The sequence below is a fragment of the Citricoccus muralis genome (assembly GCF_029637705.1).
GTDB lineage: Bacteria > Actinomycetota > Actinomycetes > Actinomycetales > Micrococcaceae > CmP2.
In genome coordinates, this window is record NZ_CP121252.1 from 2,821,386 (window position 1) to 2,839,355 (window position 17,970).

At 62.7% G+C, this 17,970-nt stretch carries 15 protein-coding genes and 3 pseudogenes; 7 read left to right on the forward strand and 11 right to left on the reverse strand.

What is annotated here, in order from left to right; translation table 11 throughout:
- Positions 1-28: 28 nt before the first annotated feature.
- Complete coding sequence (locus tag P8192_RS12985) at positions 29-736, reverse strand: ArsR/SmtB family transcription factor (RefSeq protein WP_278157436.1); 708 nt, start codon at positions 734-736, stop codon at positions 29-31.
- Positions 737-857: 121 nt separating this feature from the next.
- On the opposite strand from P8192_RS12985, the gene P8192_RS12990 reads away from it, so the two are divergent.
- Complete coding sequence (locus tag P8192_RS12990) at positions 858-2,162, forward strand: MFS transporter (RefSeq protein ID WP_278157437.1); 1,305 nt, start codon at positions 858-860, stop codon at positions 2,160-2,162.
- A gap of 69 nt (positions 2,163-2,231) precedes the next feature.
- Here the strand turns inward: P8192_RS12990 and P8192_RS12995 are convergent, their stop codons facing one another.
- The 4 genes from P8192_RS12995 to P8192_RS13010 form a co-directional block, all read right to left on the reverse strand.
- Positions 2,232-2,651: a DUF302 domain-containing protein gene (locus P8192_RS12995; RefSeq protein WP_278157438.1), complete on the reverse strand. Its 420-nt coding sequence runs from the start codon at positions 2,649-2,651 to the stop codon at positions 2,232-2,234.
- Between the two features lie 95 nt (positions 2,652-2,746).
- Positions 2,747-3,742, reverse strand: coding sequence for a M56 family metallopeptidase (locus P8192_RS13000; protein WP_278157439.1), 996 nt, complete (start codon positions 3,740-3,742; stop codon positions 2,747-2,749).
- The gene (locus P8192_RS13005; RefSeq protein ID WP_278157440.1) at positions 3,739-4,128 is read right to left on the reverse strand and encodes a BlaI/MecI/CopY family transcriptional regulator; all 390 of its coding nucleotides are present in this window, start codon (positions 4,126-4,128) and stop codon (positions 3,739-3,741) included. The genes P8192_RS13000 and P8192_RS13005 overlap by 4 nt, the downstream gene beginning before the upstream one ends.
- Positions 4,125-4,706 carry a hypothetical protein gene (locus P8192_RS13010; RefSeq protein ID WP_278157441.1) on the reverse strand — a complete coding sequence of 194 codons (582 nt, stop codon included), beginning with the start codon at positions 4,704-4,706 and terminating at the stop codon, positions 4,125-4,127. The genes P8192_RS13005 and P8192_RS13010 overlap by 4 nt, the downstream gene beginning before the upstream one ends.
- A 69-nt stretch (positions 4,707-4,775) precedes the next feature.
- Here P8192_RS13010 and P8192_RS13015 point away from each other — a divergent pair, with 69 nt between their 5' ends.
- The 3 genes from P8192_RS13015 to P8192_RS13025 are packed head-to-tail and all read left to right on the forward strand — an operon-like array spanning position 4,776 to position 7,734.
- Complete coding sequence (locus P8192_RS13015; protein ID WP_278157442.1) at positions 4,776-5,588, forward strand: DsbA family protein; 813 nt, start codon at positions 4,776-4,778, stop codon at positions 5,586-5,588.
- Positions 5,588-6,457: a cytochrome c biogenesis CcdA family protein gene (locus P8192_RS13020; RefSeq protein ID WP_278157443.1), complete on the forward strand. Its 870-nt coding sequence runs from the start codon at positions 5,588-5,590 to the stop codon at positions 6,455-6,457. Before P8192_RS13015 ends, P8192_RS13020 begins: the two co-directional genes overlap by 1 nt.
- The gene (locus P8192_RS13025; RefSeq protein WP_278157444.1) at positions 6,457-7,734 is read left to right on the forward strand and encodes a hypothetical protein; all 1,278 of its coding nucleotides are present in this window, start codon (positions 6,457-6,459) and stop codon (positions 7,732-7,734) included. The genes P8192_RS13020 and P8192_RS13025 overlap by 1 nt, the downstream gene beginning before the upstream one ends.
- A 336-nt stretch (positions 7,735-8,070) precedes the next feature.
- Here the strand turns inward: P8192_RS13025 and P8192_RS13030 are convergent.
- The 4 genes and pseudogenes from P8192_RS13030 to P8192_RS13045 form a co-directional block, all read right to left on the reverse strand.
- Positions 8,071-9,251 (reverse strand): annotated as a pseudogene (locus tag P8192_RS13030) (IS3 family transposase).
- Positions 9,252-9,540: 289 nt separating this feature from the next.
- Complete coding sequence (gene glsA / locus P8192_RS13035) at positions 9,541-10,578, reverse strand: glutaminase A (protein WP_278157445.1); 1,038 nt, start codon at positions 10,576-10,578, stop codon at positions 9,541-9,543.
- A 542-nt stretch (positions 10,579-11,120) separates the two neighbouring features.
- Positions 11,121-11,762, reverse strand: a complete 642-nt coding sequence (locus P8192_RS13040; protein WP_278157446.1) for a DUF305 domain-containing protein — start codon at positions 11,760-11,762, stop codon at positions 11,121-11,123.
- Positions 11,763-12,013: 251 nt separating this feature from the next.
- On the reverse strand, positions 12,014-12,328 hold the full coding sequence (locus tag P8192_RS13045; protein WP_278159833.1) for a metal-sensitive transcriptional regulator: 315 nt from the start codon (positions 12,326-12,328) through the stop codon (positions 12,014-12,016).
- A 39-nt stretch (positions 12,329-12,367) separates the two neighbouring features.
- Here P8192_RS13045 and P8192_RS13050 point away from each other — a divergent pair.
- The 3 genes and pseudogenes from P8192_RS13050 to P8192_RS13060 all read left to right on the forward strand — a co-directional run.
- Positions 12,368-13,344: pseudogene (locus tag P8192_RS13050) on the forward strand (IS3 family transposase); the annotation flags it as partial.
- 40 nt (positions 13,345-13,384) lie between these two features.
- Complete coding sequence (locus P8192_RS13055; RefSeq protein WP_431521115.1) at positions 13,385-14,782, forward strand: IS30 family transposase; 1,398 nt, start codon at positions 13,385-13,387, stop codon at positions 14,780-14,782.
- Between the two features lie 4 nt (positions 14,783-14,786).
- A pseudogene (locus P8192_RS13060) lies at positions 14,787-15,101 on the forward strand (integrase core domain-containing protein); the annotation flags it as partial.
- Between the two features lie 87 nt (positions 15,102-15,188).
- On the opposite strand, the gene P8192_RS13065 reads toward P8192_RS13060, so the two are convergent.
- Complete coding sequence (locus P8192_RS13065; RefSeq protein WP_278157448.1) at positions 15,189-17,429, reverse strand: heavy metal translocating P-type ATPase; 2,241 nt, start codon at positions 17,427-17,429, stop codon at positions 15,189-15,191.
- 134 nt (positions 17,430-17,563) lie between these two features.
- A complete protein-coding gene (locus P8192_RS13070) occupies positions 17,564-17,773 on the reverse strand; it encodes a heavy-metal-associated domain-containing protein (protein WP_110123102.1) in 210 nt (69 codons plus the stop codon).
- Between the last annotated feature and the right edge of the window lie 197 nt (positions 17,774-17,970).

The window sequence follows — 17,970 nt, forward strand, 5'->3', positions numbered from 1 at the left end:
CCAGGGCTCTCGCCTCGGCTGATGAGGGCTAGCGTATATCTGGACCGACTGCGGTGGCGCCCGATTCCACGGGCAGCTCATGCAGGCGCCACTCCAGCATTCCCTCGCGAAGCCGCGAGGCGTCTCTTCCTGCGGCGTGGAGCAGATCCACTGCCTCATAGGCGAGCACGCAGTACGCGCCTCGGCAGTAGGCAACGACCTCTTGATCTGAGGGCAATTCGTCGATGCGTCGCGGAAGGTCTTCCAGGGGTATAGAGATCGCGCCGGGGATGTGTGCCGCCGCATACTCCTCGAGTGGGCGCACATCGAGCACCGTGAGGTCCCCTGCGGTTGCCCGACTGAGCAGTTCCTCCCGGCTGACCTCCTGAGTCGGCGTGAGGCTCGAGGGGGTCCTGCCGCTGGTGAGGTAGTCCTCGCGGGCACGACCCACGTCAGCGACCCGCTCTCCGGCGACATTGCGTAGCTGCTCGTAGAGGCGGAACACGTCGAGCCCCGCTAGCTCGTAGTGCACCCGAGTGCCGTCGCGACGGGTGCTCACCAGTCCAGCCTGCCGGAGCACCTGCAGGTGTGCCGAGGTTGTGCTCACGCCCAGGTGGGCCGCAGTCGCAAGATGCTCCACGCTGCGCTCCCCCTGGGCGAGGAGGTCCAGAAGCTCCAGACGCTTGCCGCTTCCCAACGCTTTCCCCACGCGCGCCACCTGCTCGAAGAGCACAGTCTTCTTCTCGTGATCACCCATTTGCTCCCCCAGTCGTCTCTGGCTTATCGTGACATCCATTATTCCATATATCTTTGGAATACTGGATAATTGTGAGGTTCCGCCTGTGGGGCGGCGATCAGAGAGCGGAAAAGACATGGACATGCCAAGACGAGCCTCGGACAGCGACACAGGCAAGGGCCCGGGGACCCAGTCTCTGAAGTTGGGGCTGCGTGCCAACGCTGCTCAGTTCGCTCTTCTCGTCGCGGTCAACGCGCTGGTCGGAGGCATGGTGGGTCAGCAGCAGACCGTGCTGCCGCTTCTTGCTGAATCTGAGTTCGAGCTCACCGGCTACAGCTTCATCTTCACCTATGTTGCGGCGTTCGGGATCACCAAGGCCATCGCCAACTACTTCGCCGGGACGCTGTCGGATAAGTACGGTCGCAAGCCGGTCCTGCTGATCGGTTGGCTCTTTGCCGTGCCGGTGCCGTTGATGCTCATCTTCGCTCCAGACTGGGGCTGGGTGGTCGCGGCGAATGTCCTGCTGGGGATCAATCAGGGGCTCACCTGGTCGACCACGGTGGTGATGAAGATCGACCTGGTGGGGCCTGCCAAGCGTGGCTTGGCCATGGGGCTCAACGAAGCCGCTGGATACGGTGCGGTCGCGGTGACCTCATTGATTGCCGGATACCTTGCGGAGCAATATGGGCTGCGTCCGGCGCCCTTCCTGTTGGGCCTCGCCTATACGGCGCTGGCGCTGCTGCTCTCCGGGGTGTTCGTGCGCGAGACACGCGGGCACGCCCAGTTGGAGGCTGCGCAGCATCGGCCTCGAGGCGATGGGATCCACGATCATTTACACGCCAATCTCACCAACCGGCAGGTCGCGGTTCAGACGAGCGTGAAGGAGCCGGCACTTTCCGCGGCCAGCCAAGCTGGGCTGGTCAACAATCTCAACTTCGGTCTGTCCTGGGGTCTCTTCCCGCTGCTCTTCGCCACCGCTGACCTCTCGGTCAGCCAGGTCTCCGTGCTCTTCGCCCTGTATCCGGGAGTGTGGGGCGCAGGGCAGCTGGTCACCGGGGCACTCTCGGATCGCATTGGCCGCAAGCACCTGATCACCGCCGGGATGGCCCTTCAGGCAGCGGCGTTGATGCTGATCGCTTCAGGGGATGGGTTCACCCACTGGGCTTTCGGCACGGCGCTGCTCGGGGCTGGCACCGCGATGGTCTATCCGACCTTGCTGGCGGTGGTCGGCGATGTCGCCCACCCTGCCTGGCGCGGTCGAGCCGTCGGTGTCTACCGGGTCTGGCGTGACCTCGGCTACGCGGCAGGCGCTGTGCTGGGCGGTGTCGTGGCCGATGCGCTGGGCCTCTCCGCCGCAGTCTGGGCGGCTGCGCTGGTCAGCGCAGCATCTGCTGCAGTGGTGGCCGTGCGGATGTACGAGACCCACCAGAAGTCACCAAAGGCCTGAGGCGACCCGCCTCTGCATCTGCTTCTCTGCTTACCGAGAGGCGCTCCTGGTGACGCCCCACCCTTGAGCTCAGTTCTGCCCGGCTGCGCGGAGAGCGCTCAGTGCGGCGCGTAGTCGCTTTTCCGCGTCCTCGGCGACCTCTCGTACCGCCGGTGCGTCGCTGAGCTGGACCATGGTCTGCGGGTCGATCGCGTCGATGGTGGCGTGGTCCTCGGTGGCGCCGCGCCGGACCACCACGTTGCAGGGCAGCAGGGCGCCGAGCTCGGGCTCAGCGGCCAGGGCTTTGCTGGCCAGCGTGGGGTTACAGGCACCGAGGATGATGTAATCGCCGACAGCCTCGCCCGACTCAGCGCCGAGCTTCTTGGTGAAGGTGGCTTTGACGTCGATCTCGGTGAGGATCCCGAAGCCCTGCTCGGCCAGGGCGTCGCGGGTGGCCTCCACCGCCTGGGCATAGGACATCGGCACGGTGATCGTATGGGTGTAGCTCATGGCCTGCTCCTTCGATTCGCAGTTCACCGACCCTGGACCGGGACGGCGGGGTTGGGTTCAAGGCGGTTCAGCTCAGTCCGGTTCAATTCAAGGTCTCAGATGGCGCATCCTGAGACGACTGCGGCCAGCGCCGCTCCGTGGGCGATGGCGCTGGTGACGATCAGCACTGCGATGATCGCGCTCAACGCGACCGCTCCCAGAATCCCTTGCCTCGGGTTCACTGGCGAGATCAGCTGTCGCACCCGGTCCGGTCCGGCGGCCAGCATCACCCTGTGTGCTCCTGGCGTGGTGCTGGCGGTGCGCTGGTCACTGCTTGCCTCCCCCATGACCAACAGCGCCGAGGCCAGTGCGCGGGTGCCGGTACGGCGTCGAGCGGCGTTGTCTGCGGAGACCTCCAGGTAGTGCGGCACCGCGTCAGTTATGGCAGCAGCGAACGGCACCCACCGCAGCGGGCCGGTGATGCTGCCGATGAAGTCCAGGACCAGATGATGACGCTCACGCAGATGCGTCGCCTCATGGGCGAGCACCGCGCGCATCTGCTGCTCGTCCAGCGTCGCGAGCAGCCCCGTGGAGACCACGATGCCCCAGCGGTCCCTGCCCAGCGCGAATGCCGACGGTGCTGAATCTTCGACCACGGTAACCAGGTGCCCATCAATGATCTGCCGACGGCCCACCGGCAGCAGCGACCGGCACGTGTCGCGCAGCGATCTCTGCCGCTTCCAGGCCGCCCTCAGGCCCAGGACCACCACGAGCAGCACCGCCGCAGCGGGAGCGAAGAGGAAGGCAACAGCAGGGATGACGGTCTGCAGTGCGAAATCGGCTGTAAAGGGGTTCGAGGCCTCCAAGCACCGCTGACACACCTCGGCCACTGGGGCGGGCAGCGGGCTCGGTCCGGTCAGCGACCAGGCCAGGAACAGTCCTGCGGCCAGCACTGAGGCCAGCCAGAGCACCAGACTCAGCGCAAGGCCCAGCACCGCCAGGCGGGGGAAACGGATCAGCACTGGCGCCGCAGCGCGGATCAGCGGACGCCCCAGCACGGCCGCGGCCAGCACGGCGATGATCATCAGCATGGAGAGCAGCAGTGGACTCACGGTGCACCCTGGGAGTCTTCACCGGCGAGGTACGAGCGCAGCAGGTTCCGCTCCTCCGCGGGCATGGTGTCGACGAAATGCAGGATGGAGGCGGTCCGGTCTCGACTGACTCCCAGCGCCTGGCGCATCAGGCCCGCGGTGTGTTCCTCGCGGGTGCGCTGGGGCAGATACCGCACCGAACGTCCCTCGCGAGTCGGCGCCACCAGGCCCTTGCGCTCGAGATTGCCCATCACTGTGGCGATGGTGGTGTAGGCAGGGCTGCTGGGCAGCTGATCCATGACCTCCCGGACGGTGTGCCCAGAATGGTCCCACAGCAGGTCCATGACCTGTTGCTCCAAGGGCCCAAGCCGTTCGGCGGACACCCGGGTCTGACGCGCTGCGCTCATGCCAGCACCAGGTTCTTCCGGGGGCGCACGGCGCAGGCGACCTGGCCTTTGAGTCGCCAGGTCAGCGCGACCCCGGTGAGGACCAGGGCGCCGACCGCAAGGATGGGCTGAAGCGGCGTGAAGTAGGTGATGGCTCCAGAGTATCCGAGGGCGATGAGCGCGATCTTGTTGCATACCGGGCAGCCCACTGCGAACCAGGCCAGCACGGTCCCGATCATCCCGAAGCGGCTGCTGCGCCTGTCTCCAGGAGAGGAACTTCTGCTGTCTTCATCGGCTGCCAGCGACGACGGCCCCACACCGGGTCCATCCGGGGTCGATGCCCGCACATAGGTCGCCAGCAGCATCCCGCTGAGCACGGAAGTCAGAATCCAGACGGGGTAGTTCCACCACACCGGCGGGATCTCGCGGGAGAAGAGTGAATTGGGGATGAGCACTGTCGCGATCCCCACCAGCAGCCCGACAGCGGCGGCGGCGATGGTCGCCACGATGATCTGTCGCGGGGTCCAGGAGCGCAGCGCCTGGGCCGCGAGCACCATCGAGGCCTTCCAGGATGCTAGCCGTGTCGAGAGTGAGGTCATGACTCCATGATGCCTCAGTTCGACTATCTTGCATAGTTACTATGCAAGATAGTTACTATGGTGCGTAGTATGAGTGCTCATCGTCGAAAGGACGCCATGTCCAACCTCACCCCCACCGTCCAGAAGCCCAGTCGCCGGAAGAAAGCAGTGCTGCCGCTGGTCGTGATCATCATCGCTGCAGCATTGATCGCGTTCGTCCTCTGGCAGCGCATCGACAGTGACGCCTCGGAATCAACGCCAAACACGGCCGACCAAGGTGCCCCCGAGGAGGGCACCCCGGCGGAAGGCCCAGTGGAGGTACCCGAGGGAGGCGCTGAGCCCGAGGCGGAGGACATGAGCGACATTGAGCGTCGCGATCCGGATGATCTTCTCGCGGTCGGTCCTGTGGACGCTCCGGTGGCGATCGTGATGTTCAGCGACGCCCAGTGCCCTTTCTGCGCCACCTGGTACGACCAGACGCTGCCCACCATGATGGACTACGTCGAGGACGGTGACCTGCGCATCGAATGGCGTGATGTCAACGTCTTCGGAGAAGCCTCGGAGCGTGCCGCTCGGGCCACCTACGCCGCCGCGATGCAGGACCGCTTCATGAAGTATCACGGACTGCTCTTCGAAGACGGAGAGACCCTTCCCGAATCTGGACTCACCGAAGAAGGGTTGGTCGGTCTGGCTGAGCAGGTGGGTCTCGATACCGCTCAATTCGAAGAAGATATGAACTCCCCCGCCGTCGCCGAGCAGATCGCCGCCAATGCGCAGGAGGGCCGGGACATCGGGGCTTACTCCACCCCCGCATTCATCGTCTCTGGGGAGCCGATCGTCGGCGCACAGCCGACCGAGGTTTTTGTCTCTGCGGTCGATGACGCATTGGCCGAGAACCGCTGATGGAGATCAGTCTGGTCACGGCCTTTCTCGGTGGAATGTTGGCACTGCTGAGCCCGTGCAGCGCCTTGCTTCTGCCAGCGTTCTTCGCCTCCACCGTCGGCGCGCGACTGAAGCTGCTGGTCCATGGATCAACCTTCTACCTGGGGCTGATTCTCACTCTGGTGCCACTGGGACTGGGGTTGGGCGCGCTGGGCACACTCTTCATCGATCACCGCGAGGGATTGATCGTGGGCACCTCGGTCATCCTGATTCTGCTGGGTCTGGCCCAGATGGCGGGGATGGGGTTCGACTTCTCGAAGGCTCTCCCCGGGACTCAGCGGTTGCAGCACCAGGCGCATTCCACAAGGGGGCTCCTTCGAACTTTCCTCCTCGGTGCGGCCAGCGGCGTGGCAGGCTTCTGCGCCGGCCCAATTCTGGGTGCGATCCTCACCCTGGCTGTCGCGCAGGGAAGCATCCCGCAAGCGGGCCTCATGCTCTCGGTCTATGGCGCGGGCATGGTGGTTCCCTTGGTGATTCTTGCCGCCCTGTGGGGACGCATCAGCGCCCAGTCGATGAGGCTGCTCCGTGGACGAGGTTTCACCCTCTTCGGCCGCCAGCTCCACACGACCTCGGTCCTCGCGGGAGGCTTGATCGCCGGGGTCGGCGTGTTGTTCTGGACCACCAACGGCCTGGTGACCGCGCCTTCCCTGGTGCCAAGTCAGACGCAGAGCTGGTTGCAGTCGATGAGCTCCTCGGTCTCTGGGCCAGTAGTAGACATTCTCCTGATCCTGGGGGTCTCCGGAGCGATTCTTCTCGTCTGGGCCCTGATCCGTCGCCGCACCCGAGACACCCAGCACCACGCCGACGGCCTCCGGAAGGAGAGTTCGTGATGATCCCTCGACAGTCAGTCCTCTCGGACTCCCGTGCAGCTGCGCTCTTCGGAATCTTGGTCCTTGGCCTGGGCGCTTGTTCAGCTCCATCAGACCAGGACCCCTCGGGCGCGGCAGAGACGAGCCCGACGGTGTCCATCGATAGTGAACCGGCCCAGGTGCAGACACCGGCCGAGGAGGCAGACCTGGACGCCATCCACCTCCCCACACATCTGACGCACCTGATCAGCGTGGACCCTCACTGGGACACTCCCCCACAGGTCCACGATGACGTCTTCCTCGCCCCCGGGGAACAGGACGGAAAGCTGGTCTTCAGCGCTGTGGATGCAGATGGAACAGTCCTGTGGACTGCGGAACGCCCGTTGAGCTGTTCTGGCTTCGCGCTGAGCAGTGCTGATGGTCGCCCCGTGGCCGTACTGACTGATCTCAGCGAGCCAGGCGAGTCCGGGGATTCCAACAGCGAAGAGGATGCTGGGCCAGCAGGAGCCCCTTTGGGGACCACCACTGCGACCGCCTATGACCTGCACACCGGCGAGCAGGTCTGGGGCCCCGTGGAGGTGCCCGGGCCACATCAGGGCCCCGGACTGGTGTTTGCCGAACGTAGTGACGAACCATTGGGAGAGACCGGACAGCGAGTCGCCCTGGACGCGTCGACCGGTGAACGCCGTCATGAGGGTGAACACGTGATCGGTGAGTACTTCGGAACGACTGTCATTACCGACGAGGGGGATCTCATCGCCTCGGCCAGCGGCAGCTCCGAGGATCAGTGGAGCACGCAGGCACCGAGTGCCACCACTGCTGACGACGCGGCAGCGCTTGTCAGTCCGGCGACGAATCGGTTGCCTCCTGGGAAAGCGCTCATCGGCTCACCCGACGGTGGCTACGACCTGTGGGACCTCACCTCCGGGCAGACGCTGGCCGAAGAAGTCGATGACGCGATGTTCGATGTGATGTCCCAGACCTGGGTGGCGGTGCGAGAGGACGAACTCACAGGACTCGACGTCGACGGCGAGGAACTGTGGTCCATCGACGCCACCGACGCACCCAGACTCCTAGGGGTGGGAGGCGTGATGGCCTATGTCCTCACTGACGAAGAGAACCTCGAGATCTACAACGTAGTCACCGGCAACACCGCACGGGTCTATGACCCACTGGAAGAAGGCGCCACAGCCATCCCCCTGGCCTTCACAGAATCCGGTGCCACAGCGATCGACACGGGAAACGAGTTGCTTCTCGTCACTGATGTACCGCGTCCTGCGGAGAACGACGCAGACTGAATATTCAGCGCGCACAAGCCGATGCACAGCTTCGAGAACACGCGGCCCAGCATGCAGGCCACTTCTGACAATGACCAGGGATGAGTAGGCCTCAGGATTCCTACCAGGCGTCTGATAGCGCCAGTTATTACGCGGCCACCATGGGAAACCAAAGTCTCTCGATAAAGCGAGCATGAGGCGTGCCGACTCGATCAGCTTTCCTTAAGTCTCACCCTGTAGTTTGATTTTCAGGAGTATTCACAATCGCTCACGCTCCTGCCGGACCGTTCCCTGCAGAAATCGATGCGATGGATGACGTGGATGGGGCGTGAGGAACGAACTGGTGACAGGTTCGGTTTAGGCCGCGAGCGTGAGCGGCTCGGTTAGTTTCGCTTCGAACTCGATGGGCGTCAAGCCGCCGAGGGCGTCCTGGGCTCGCTGGCGGTGATACTTCCTCTCGATCCACACGACGATCGCCAGCCGCAGCTCCTGCCGCGTCGTCCACCGTTGCTGATTGAGCACGTTCGTTTGAAGCAGGGACCAGAAGCTCTCCATGGCCGCGTTGTCGCCGGCCGCGCCGAGGCGGCCCATCGAGCCGACCATGTCGTGAAGTCGCAACTCGCGAGCCATCGCCCTGCTTCGAAACTGGGTGCCCCTATCGGCGTGCAGGATGCAGCCGGCAACCTCACCGCGGCGAGTGACGGCGTTGCGGACGGCGTAGACGGCCAGCTTCGCGGTCATCCGATCCGAGATCGAGTAACCGACGATGCGGTTGGAGAACACGTCCTTGATCGCGCAGCAGTAGAGCTTGCCCTCGGTGGTGGTGCGGTGCTCGGTGATGTCGGTCAGCCACACCCGGTTCGGTGCGTCGGCGCGGAAGACGCGCTTCACGTGGTCATCGAACACCGGAGGGCCAGCCTTCTTACCTTTCCCGCGCCGGCGGCGCTGCGCGGACGAGAGGATCCCGGCCTGCGAGCACAGCTTCCAGGACGTGCGCCTGCTCATCCGTCACCCCGCCCGGCGGGCTTCGTCGGCGAGGTATCGGTATCCGAACGTCGGGTCGTCATGGTGCGCGTCATGCAGCGCTTTGATCCGATACGCACGGAGCACGTCCGCCTCCCGGACAGGCGCTTTGCGCCACCGGTAGTAGGGCTGTCTTGCGAGCTTGAGGACCCGGCACGACACCGTGACGGGAATCCCCGCGTCGGCGAGCTCAGATACGAGCGGGTACGTCATTTTGGGGAGCCACCGAGTTTCAGGTTCGCCTGCGACAGATACGCCGCCGCACGGCGTAGGACCTCGTTCTCCTGCTCCAGCAACCGGATCCGCTTCTTCAGCTCCCGAGCCTCGGCCGCGTCCGCCGCGGTCTGACCAGGTCGATTGCCGTCTTCGACATCGGCCTGGCGGAGCCAGTTCTGCAGGGTTGCTTCACTGATGCCGAAGTCGGTGGCGATCTGTTTGATGGTGACGCCGCTCTCGCGGCTACGAGCGACCGCGACAACGTCTTCGCGGAACTCTCTGGGATAGGGACCGGGCATGATGACATCCTCCCCGCCAGCGCCTCCCGGCACTAACGATCAGTTGTCACCGATTCGTTCCTCACGCCCTTACGATCTCGCCGATGTCTCCGCTAACATTGACATTTGAGTACGTCATCCACACCCCGACGCTGACTCCCCACTCCCAGCGGAATCACGTCATCGCGCTCTTTGATCGCCAGTCTCCCCGACTGGCCTACAGTCCTCCGGCACCAACCTGTCGTCCGCAGGTGCACACTGTGAGAACACTCCCACCGTGATGAGCGGATTCATACCGAGGCCACATCTTCTACTGGCGAGCTCGGGCTGTCGAGGAGAACAGATTCAAGCCGAGCTTATGGGAAAGGTGCCGAGTCGCGTGAACCCCGCGCACGCTGTTCCCTGCCGGATCAAGAGGTGGAGAAAAGGTCGCAAGACTGCCCTTGCCCGGGGCGATGGTGACAATGCCGCCGGCCACTCCGCTCTTACCCGGCATCCCAATCTCGAAGAGCCAATCGCCACTGGCTTCGTACATGCCGGTGCTCGCCATGACCGAGAGCACGTCCCGGCTGACATCAGCACCCACCACCTGTGTCCCGGTAATCGGATGGACACCACCGTTTGCCAGCGTCGCTCCCATGATCGCCAGATCTTCCGTAGTAACACGCAGCGAGCACTGCCGAGTGTAAAGCTCGGTCACGCGAGCCGGATCAACGGTGATATGACCATAGCTCTGCAGCAACCGAGCGATGCTCAGGTTGCGCATATTCGTCTCCATCTCGGAGGCGTAGACCCCTTCGTCGAGCTCCAGATCACGGCCGGCGAAAGCTGAAAGCCCCTGGAGGATGAACTCCCACTTCTCCTCCCAGGTCGACCCGGAAACCAGGGACGTCGTGGCCAGGGCGCCAGCGTTGACCATCGGGTTCATCGTGTGACCCTCATTCAACTCGATAGCCATCACCGAGTTAAACGGCAGCCCCGTGTTGTTGACACCGATTCGCTCACGCACCTCCTCGTGGCCCACGGCGTCACAGACCAGCGCATAAACGAAGGCTTTAGCGATCGACTGAATCGAGAACTCTTGCTGCGAATCACCACTACTGAACCTGCTCCCCGTCGCCGAGGCCAGCGTCAAACCGAACCACCCAGGATCCGCCTCAGCCAGCTTCGGAATGTAACTCGCAACAGTCCCCTCCGACAGATCCACGTGCATCTCATACGTCTGCTGCATCATGTTCTCAACGACCGCTGCCTCAGGAAGGTCTCCCGTGGAGACCACGTCAGTTTCCAAGTGACCTTGATCGCGCGCGTACGGGAACAAGACCGGATTCTTCGGATGATTCGACATGACTCAAGCGTACTGAGATCACAGCCACGCCACACGATGCACGACAGCATTGCCGCGCCAATTCCGCTGTCTCCGGCCGCGAACATCACACATAGAGGAACTGCCGCTGCAGCATATGAAGTCCTACTCGGCTCGCCCAGAACGCCTCTAATAAGTGACGTCTTACGCCTGCCCGAGAGTTTGGTTATCCTCGATGGGCCCGAAAAGCCTACCGACTCTGTGAACTTGGTGGATTACCGCTAGACGGGCGACGTGGGATTCTCTCACCAAGCCGAGTCGTAGCATCCGTAAGCATTTTCCCTAACTGCTCGTGGTGTGACCCCTAATTTTAGGTCCACCGGTTGGACTGGTGCCCGCGTCGCGGAATCACCCTCACCGACTGTTCGAGCCCCTGAGGATTACGACAAGTTAGTGAGACAGACTGCGCCTTAGCGAAATGTCACTCCCCAGGTCAGCGGCTGACCCGTATGACAAGTTCCGCGAGATCCTACAGGCGTAAAAGAGGGTATACCCGTGTGGTGGCCTTGGATGCAGCGTGCTGGTTACTCAGTCAGAAGGCTTTCACCTTTGGCGTCCAGGAGTTGTTCGATCTCGTGCATCTCAGCGGTTTGGATGTCGATCATTTGTTGGGCTAGGTCCACTAGAGGTTGGTAGCCGCCGTTGTCGATTTGGTCGTGGGTCATGGCAATGGCCCCTTGGTGGTGGAAATGCATCAGCTGGAGAAATCGGGTGTCTGCTTCCTCGCCCGCAAGTGTTTCCAGTTGGTCCAGCTGTTCTGGGGTGATCATGCCATTGGCGATGTGGGGGGCATGATGTGCCATCAGGTCGTGTTGGTCCCATTGCTCAGCCCAGCCGACCATGCTGTCGATTTCTTCTTGTTGGCCGACTTTGATCCGGTCGGCTAAGTCCGCGGTGGTTGCGCTGGTGCCCTCGGCGGTCAGGATGATCTCACTCATGTCCACGGCTTGTTGATGATGTGGTGTCATCATCGCCACAAAGTGCAGGTCCACCTCGTTGACTTCTGCGGGTTGATTGGCTCCGGCTGTCACTGCGACACCATCCATATCGGTCTGAGGGGCGTTTGTGGCGTCTTGGTCTTGTCCGGCGCATGAGACCACACTGGCCCCCAGTACCGCAACGGCAATCAAGCCGGTGATGCGGCGCCGTAGTGGTGTTCCTGTCATGAATGGAGCCTTTCCACGACTGAAGTATCTGACGTAGCGTCCAAGATAGGACTACCCCCTCAGAGTACCGTCGGGGCGTTGAGGACGTGTCCGTTGTGCTCAAGGTGTCTTCCACGCAGCGCCCTGGGGTCGAGACCCCGGTCCAGCTCAGGTTGGGAGCAGGTCAGCAGCCTGCTGACCTGCTTTTACTTATCGATCTGGTCCACTTGGGCAGTGGGCGCAGGAGGTTGAACGTCTGGCCGTGGTGGTTTTTAGGAGCGGACGAGGCGGGCGATGGCGTCGGCGGCTTCGGTGAGTTTTTCTTCGGCTGCTGGCCCGTCGGTTTGAGCTGCACGGACGACGCAGTGGCGCACATGGTCATCGAGTAGGCTCAGCGCGACGTTGTTCAGGGCTGAGGTGATTGAGCTGATTTGGGTGAGGATATCAATGCAGTAGGTCTCTTCATTGATCACGCGATGAATGCCGCGGGCTTGGTCTTCGATGCGTTTCAATCGGGCCAGGTAGCGGTCTTTGTCACTGATATAGCCGTGGTCAGCGGATTCGGAATGCGGGGTGAAGCGTCCCAGGTTTGATGCCGCATCTTTTTAAGCTGAAAGGATGTAGCCATGCCTCGTCGAATCGATCCCGCTCTGAAGGAGCGCGCCGTCCGGTTGGTGCTCGATCACCAGTCTGAATACTCCTCCCGCACCGCCGCTGTAGAGGTCATCTCCAAGCAGGTCGGTGTCGGTCGTGACACCCTCCGGCGTTGGGTGCGTCAGCACCAGGTCGACCATGGCGCCCGCGACGGTGTCAGCACCGAGGAGAACACCGAGCTCAAGCGTCTGCGCATGGAGAACCGGAGGTTGAAAGAGACCAACGAGATCCTGCGCAGGGCCTCAATTTTCTTCGCGGGGGAACTCGACCCCCGCAGCCGCTGATCCTGGCGTTCATCGAGGAACTCAGAGGCCAAGGCTTCGCTGTCGAGTCGATCTGTCAGATTCTCTCTGCCGAGGGTCTGAAGATCGCAGCGAGGACCTACCGGGCCTGGGCTAGAAGTAACCAGCAGGTCGCTTCCCGGACCATCACTGATGCAGCAGTGGAGGGCCACATCCGGCAACGGGCCTTCACGACCGATCGCCACGGCAACACCAAGCTCGCTCCGGAAGGTCTCTACGGCCGGCGGAAGATGACCGCGCTGACCCGCCGCAGCATCCCGGGCGCCTCCCGGGGCGCAGTAGACCGGTCCATGCGCAGCCTGGGATTGACCGGAGTACGCCGAGGCAAAGGCATCCGCACCACGATCCCCGCCAAGGACGGGGTCCGTCCCGGAGACCTGCTGAACCGGGAATTCACCGCCGATGCTCCGAATCGGGTCTGGGTCGCTGACTTCACCTACGTGCGAACCTGGGCGGGGTGGTCCTATGTGGCGTTCATCGTGGACGTCTACGCCCAGCAGATCATCGGCTGGAACGCGGCCACCACCCGAGAGACCGAGCTGGTGGATATCCCGCTGCGCATGGCGCTCTGGCAGCGTGATCGCGAGGCCCACCCGGTGGAACGGGGTCAGCTGATCAGTCACTCGGATGCCGGTTCTCAGGGCGGATTCAACTGGTCGTTGCAACACTCTGAGCGAAAGGACGATCATGGGTCGACCAGCAGGGTGGCTGAAGGAATTGACAGGCAGAGATCCGATGCTCTCGCCAGGTGCTCCGAAGAGCAGGCGCAGCGTCGAGCGGCAGTTCTGGAAGGAGATCGCAACTGGGGTCTCCTCGGAGGAAGCTGCTGCCGCGGTCGGAGTGTCGCAGGCTGTGGGAGCTCGATGGTTCCGGCAAGGTGGTGGCATGACAACGATCACACTCGCCGAGCCCGGCGGTCGGTATCTGTCCTTCGTTGAGCGCGAGGAAATCGCGTTGCTCCGCACCCAGAAGGTCGGGGTTCGCGAGATCGCGAGGAGACTCGGTCGTGATGCGTCGACGGTGTCGCGTGAGTTGCGCCGGAATGCGGCAACCAGGGGCGGGAAGCTGCAGTATCGGGCATCCGTGGCTCAGTGGAAGTCTGAGCTGATGTCGCGTCGACCGAAGACAGCGAAACTGGTCAATAACCCGCGGTTACGCACTTACGTGCAGGAGCGTCTTGACGGGCGTGTACGGCTACCAGGCAGTACCGTGGTCGATGGGCCCACGGTCCCGGTGTGGAGGGGACGGAACAAGCCCCACCGCGGGGATCGGGCGTGGTCGATCGCGTGGAGTCCGGAGCAGATCTCTCAACGGTTGAAGATCGATTTCAGCGATGATGACAGCATGAGGATCAGTCACGAAGCCATCTATCAATCCCTGTACATCGAGGGGCGTGGAGCGCTCAAACGAGAGCTCGTGGCAGCGTTGCGGACTGGGCGGTCGCTGCGCAAGCCCAGAGCTCGAGCCCAGAACAAACCGCAGGGGCATGTCACCTCTGATGTGGTCATCTCTCAGCGTCCGGCCGAAGCCGCTGATCGAGCTGTGCCAGGGCACTGGGAGGGCGATCTGACCATCGGAACGAACAGGTCTGCCATCGGCACGCTCGTCGAGCGTAAGTCCCGATCGACGTTGCTGGTACACCTGCCCAGACTCGATGGCTATGGGCAGCAGCCGCGGGTGAAGAACGGGCCCGCGCTAGCCGGCTACGGAGCCGAAGCGATGGTGAAGGCGCTGACAGTATCGATGGCGAAGCTGCCGCAACAACTGCGTAAGACGATCACCTGGGACCGTGGCAAGGAACTGTCGGACCATGCCCAGTTCGCGGTGGAAACGGGCACGAAGGTGTATTTTGCCGATCCGCATTCACCGTGGCAGAGACCGACGAATGAGAACACCAATGGAGTGTTGCGTCAGTACTTCCCGAAGGGCACAGACCTCTCGAGGTGGAGCTCAGAAGAACTCGAGGCTGTCGCCTACACGCTGAATAATCGACCTCGGAAAGTCCTGGGGTGGAGAACACCGTCAGAAGTCTTTTCCGAGCAGTTAGAATCAGTTGAAAAGACTGGTGTTGCGACCACCGATTGAATCCGCCCAGTACGCCTCGGTCCGCTTCACCGAGCATCTTCAGATCGAGGGCATTCGTCCTTCGATCGGCACCGTCGGTGATGCCTATGACAACAGCCTCATGGAGTCCATCATCGGGCTGTTCAAGACCGAGTGCATCCGCACCGCTGTCTTCCACGAAGGTCCCTACCGGCAGTTGGCAGACGTCGAGTTCGCCACCGCTGGCTGGGTCGATTGGTGGAACAACCGCCGCCTCCACGGGACGAGGGGAAACCTGACCCCGGTAGAGTACGAACGCGCTTACTATGAAGCTAATGTGAGTGAGCCGCAGCCCGTGTAACAGCGGCAGAGAACCTGGGACGCTTCAGGGTGTTGGTCATGGGTCTACTTTCGGGTTGCACCGGTGTTGCCACAGCAGTGTCTCATGTTAGGCGTCCAAGGTTTCGGGTGCCCTGTCCAGGGACCTGGCGACACTGGCAGCCGGGGTGAGATCCAAGCGGCGCAGCAGCTGGGCATTGAGGGCGACCACCACGGTGGAGGCCGACATCAGGATTGCCCCCACGCTCATCGGCAGGACAAACCCAATCGGGGCGAGCACCCCGGCGGCCAGGGGGACGGCGGCGATATTGTAGCCGGCAGCCCACCACAAGTTTTGTTTCATTTTCCGGTAGCTGGCCTGCGACAGTTCAAAGACCGACAGTACCGAGCGTGGATCTGATGAGGCCAGGATGACTCCGGCCGAGCCGATGGCCACATCGGTGCCGGCACCAATGGCGATCCCGACATCGGCCTGAGCCAAGGCTGGGGCGTCGTTGACGCCATCACCGACCATGGCCACTTTGCGGCCTTCGGCTTGCAGTTCGGCGACTTTCGCGGCTTTATCTTCGGGTCGGACCCCAGCAAAGACCCGGTCAATGCCTAATTCGTGGGCCACGGTGTCGGCCACGGCTTGGGCGTCTCCGGTGATCATCACGACTTGAACCCCATGGGCATGCAGGGCATCCACGGTGTCACGGGATTCGGGTCGGATTTCATCGGCGAGGCGCAGCGCGCCGATGATTTGACCATCGGCTAGGACGTGGAGAATGATGGCGCCTTCGTCGCGCCATTGATCAGCAATCGCTAACTCATCTTGGGCGTGGTGGTCTAACAGGTAGGGGCCCCCGACTTCGATGACGGTGTCCTTGACGGTGGCTTTGACACCCACAGCCGGGGAAGAGGAAAAATCTGTGGCACCGGGTACGTCGAGGTCGCGGGTGCGGGCAGCGCCAACAATCGCGGTGGCTAAGGGGTGCTCGCTGTCGGTTTCGGCCGCCGCCGCCAACGCCAAGATGTCATCTTCGGTGTGGTCCCCGACCGGGTGGATCCCGGTGACGGTGGGCTCGCCTTTGGTCAGGGTGCCGGTTTTATCGAACAGTACCGAATCCACGGTGCGCATCGATTCCAGCGCCAAGCGATCTTTGATCAACACCCCGCCACGGGCCGCACGTTCGGTGGCAATGGAGACCACCAACGGAATGGCGAGGCCCAAGGCGTGAGGACAGCTAATGACCAGCACGGTGATGGTGCGTACTACGGCGGCGTCGGGCATGCCCAGCATGGACCACACCAGCGCGGTAATTACCGCAGCCCCTAGGGCGAACCAGAACAACCAGCCTGCGGCGGTATCGGCGATGCGTTGGGCTTTGGATGAGGAGGCTTGGGCGTCGGCGACGAGTTTCTGGATCCCCGCCAGCGCGGTGTCATCTCCAATGGCGGTGACTTCCACCCGCAGGCCGGAATCTGTGGCCACAGTGCCGGCCACGACATGGTCGTCCTGCCCGCGTCGGACGGTTTTGGATTCTCCGGTGACCATGGATTCATCCATGGAGGCACTACCATCGACGATCTGGCCATCAGCCGGGACCGCAGCACCTGGCCGGACAATGACGACATCTCCGACGACCAGCTCAGCCGGAGCGACCGTCACCACCTCGTCGCCGTCGATCTTCTCGGCTTCATCCGGCAGCAAGGCGGCCAGGGAGTCTAAGGCGGAGGTGGTTTGGGCCAGGGATCGCATCTCAATCCAGTGGCCCAACAACATAATGACCACCAGTAGGGCCAATTCCCACCAGAAGTTCAGCTCGTGATCCAGGATGCCCAGGGTTGCGCCCCAGGAGGCAAGAAACGCCACCGTAATGGCTAACCCGATAAGCAGCATCATGCCCGGCTGGCGGGCCCGGATCTCGGAGACGGCCCCGGTCAAGAAGGGCTGGCCGCCCCAGAAATAGATAATGGTGCCCAGAATTGGCGAGACCCACCACACCCAGGTCGCGTCAGGTAATTGATAACCCAGCAAATCGGCGAACATCGGATTGAATGCGACCACCGGGATGCCCAGGACCAGCATGATCCAAAACAACCGCCGGAACTGTCCGACATGGTCTCCGTGGTCCCCGTGGCCGTGACCGGCATGTCCACCGTGTGCTTCGTGGCCGGCATGGTGTTTGCCCTCCGGGCCGTGCCCGCCCGAGGCATGTTCATGATGCTCATGCCCACCGTGCCCCATGGCAGTTTCGTGGCTTGCGTGATGATCCGTGTGGGTGGCGGTGGCCTTAGCAGACTGGGGCTGGTCGTGAGCCGTATGGCCGTTGGGGTGGTGGTGTCCGTGGTGGTCGCGTGCAACCATGCCGGATTCCTTTCCGTGGACGTGATCATGAAATGTCGCCGTGCCCGAAGATCCGGGCGATATCAATCGAGCGTGTAGCACCTCGTGAGGGCCTGTGGGCTCATCAGGTCGTTGGGTTGGGTGGTGGTTTCACGCTAGACACTCGACGCACGGTAACCCGCCGCATCGACCGCGGCTAGCACGGCAGCATCATCAACCGGTTGCTGACCGGTGACGGCCAATCGACCCGATTGGGCACTGACCTGGACGTCGGTCACCTCGGGAAGCTGTGAGACGGCCTCGCGAACCGAGGTCTCGCACCCACCGCAGCTCATTCCCTGGACGACAAATTCACTAGTGTGCATTCCTGTGCTCCTTTTCCGACATGCTTGCCTCGATACTCTATACCCCTATAGGGTATATTTCTATGAATGGCTTCCTTGGCATCCTGCCATTCCAGGATGGCCACAGGGAGGGCTCACAGCGTGAAATGACCTTTGTGCCGTGAGATCTTTGCCGGAGCGGAACCGTCCAGAGATGCGTTCTTACGATAGGAGCACTG

Excerpts from the sequence above, each read along its gene's own strand:
- P8192_RS13010 (WP_278157441.1), bottom strand. The coding sequence starts at position 4,706 with ATGACCTCACTCTCGACACGGCTAGCATCCTGGAAGGCCTCGATGGTG.
- glsA (WP_278157445.1), bottom strand. The coding sequence starts at position 10,578 with ATGTCGAATCATCCGAAGAATCCGGTCTTGTTCCCGTACGCGCGCGAT.
- P8192_RS12985 (WP_278157436.1), bottom strand. The coding sequence starts at position 736 with ATGGGTGATCACGAGAAGAAGACTGTGCTCTTCGAGCAGGTGGCGCGC.
- P8192_RS13065 (WP_278157448.1), bottom strand. The coding sequence starts at position 17,429 with ATGGTTGCACGCGACCACCACGGACACCACCACCCCAACGGCCATACG.
- P8192_RS13070 (WP_110123102.1), bottom strand. The coding sequence starts at position 17,773 with ATGCACACTAGTGAATTTGTCGTCCAGGGAATGAGCTGCGGTGGGTGC.
- P8192_RS13040 (WP_278157446.1), bottom strand. The coding sequence starts at position 11,762 with ATGACAGGAACACCACTACGGCGCCGCATCACCGGCTTGATTGCCGTT.
- P8192_RS13025 (WP_278157444.1), top strand. The coding sequence starts at position 6,457 with ATGATCCCTCGACAGTCAGTCCTCTCGGACTCCCGTGCAGCTGCGCTC.
- P8192_RS13020 (WP_278157443.1), top strand. The coding sequence starts at position 5,588 with ATGGAGATCAGTCTGGTCACGGCCTTTCTCGGTGGAATGTTGGCACTG.
- P8192_RS13055 (WP_431521115.1), top strand. The coding sequence starts at position 13,385 with ATGGGTCGACCAGCAGGGTGGCTGAAGGAATTGACAGGCAGAGATCCG.
- P8192_RS13005 (WP_278157440.1), bottom strand. The coding sequence starts at position 4,128 with ATGAGCGCAGCGCGTCAGACCCGGGTGTCCGCCGAACGGCTTGGGCCC.
- P8192_RS12995 (WP_278157438.1), bottom strand. The coding sequence starts at position 2,651 with ATGAGCTACACCCATACGATCACCGTGCCGATGTCCTATGCCCAGGCG.
- P8192_RS13015 (WP_278157442.1), top strand. The coding sequence starts at position 4,776 with ATGAGTGCTCATCGTCGAAAGGACGCCATGTCCAACCTCACCCCCACC.
- P8192_RS12990 (WP_278157437.1), top strand. The coding sequence starts at position 858 with ATGCCAAGACGAGCCTCGGACAGCGACACAGGCAAGGGCCCGGGGACC.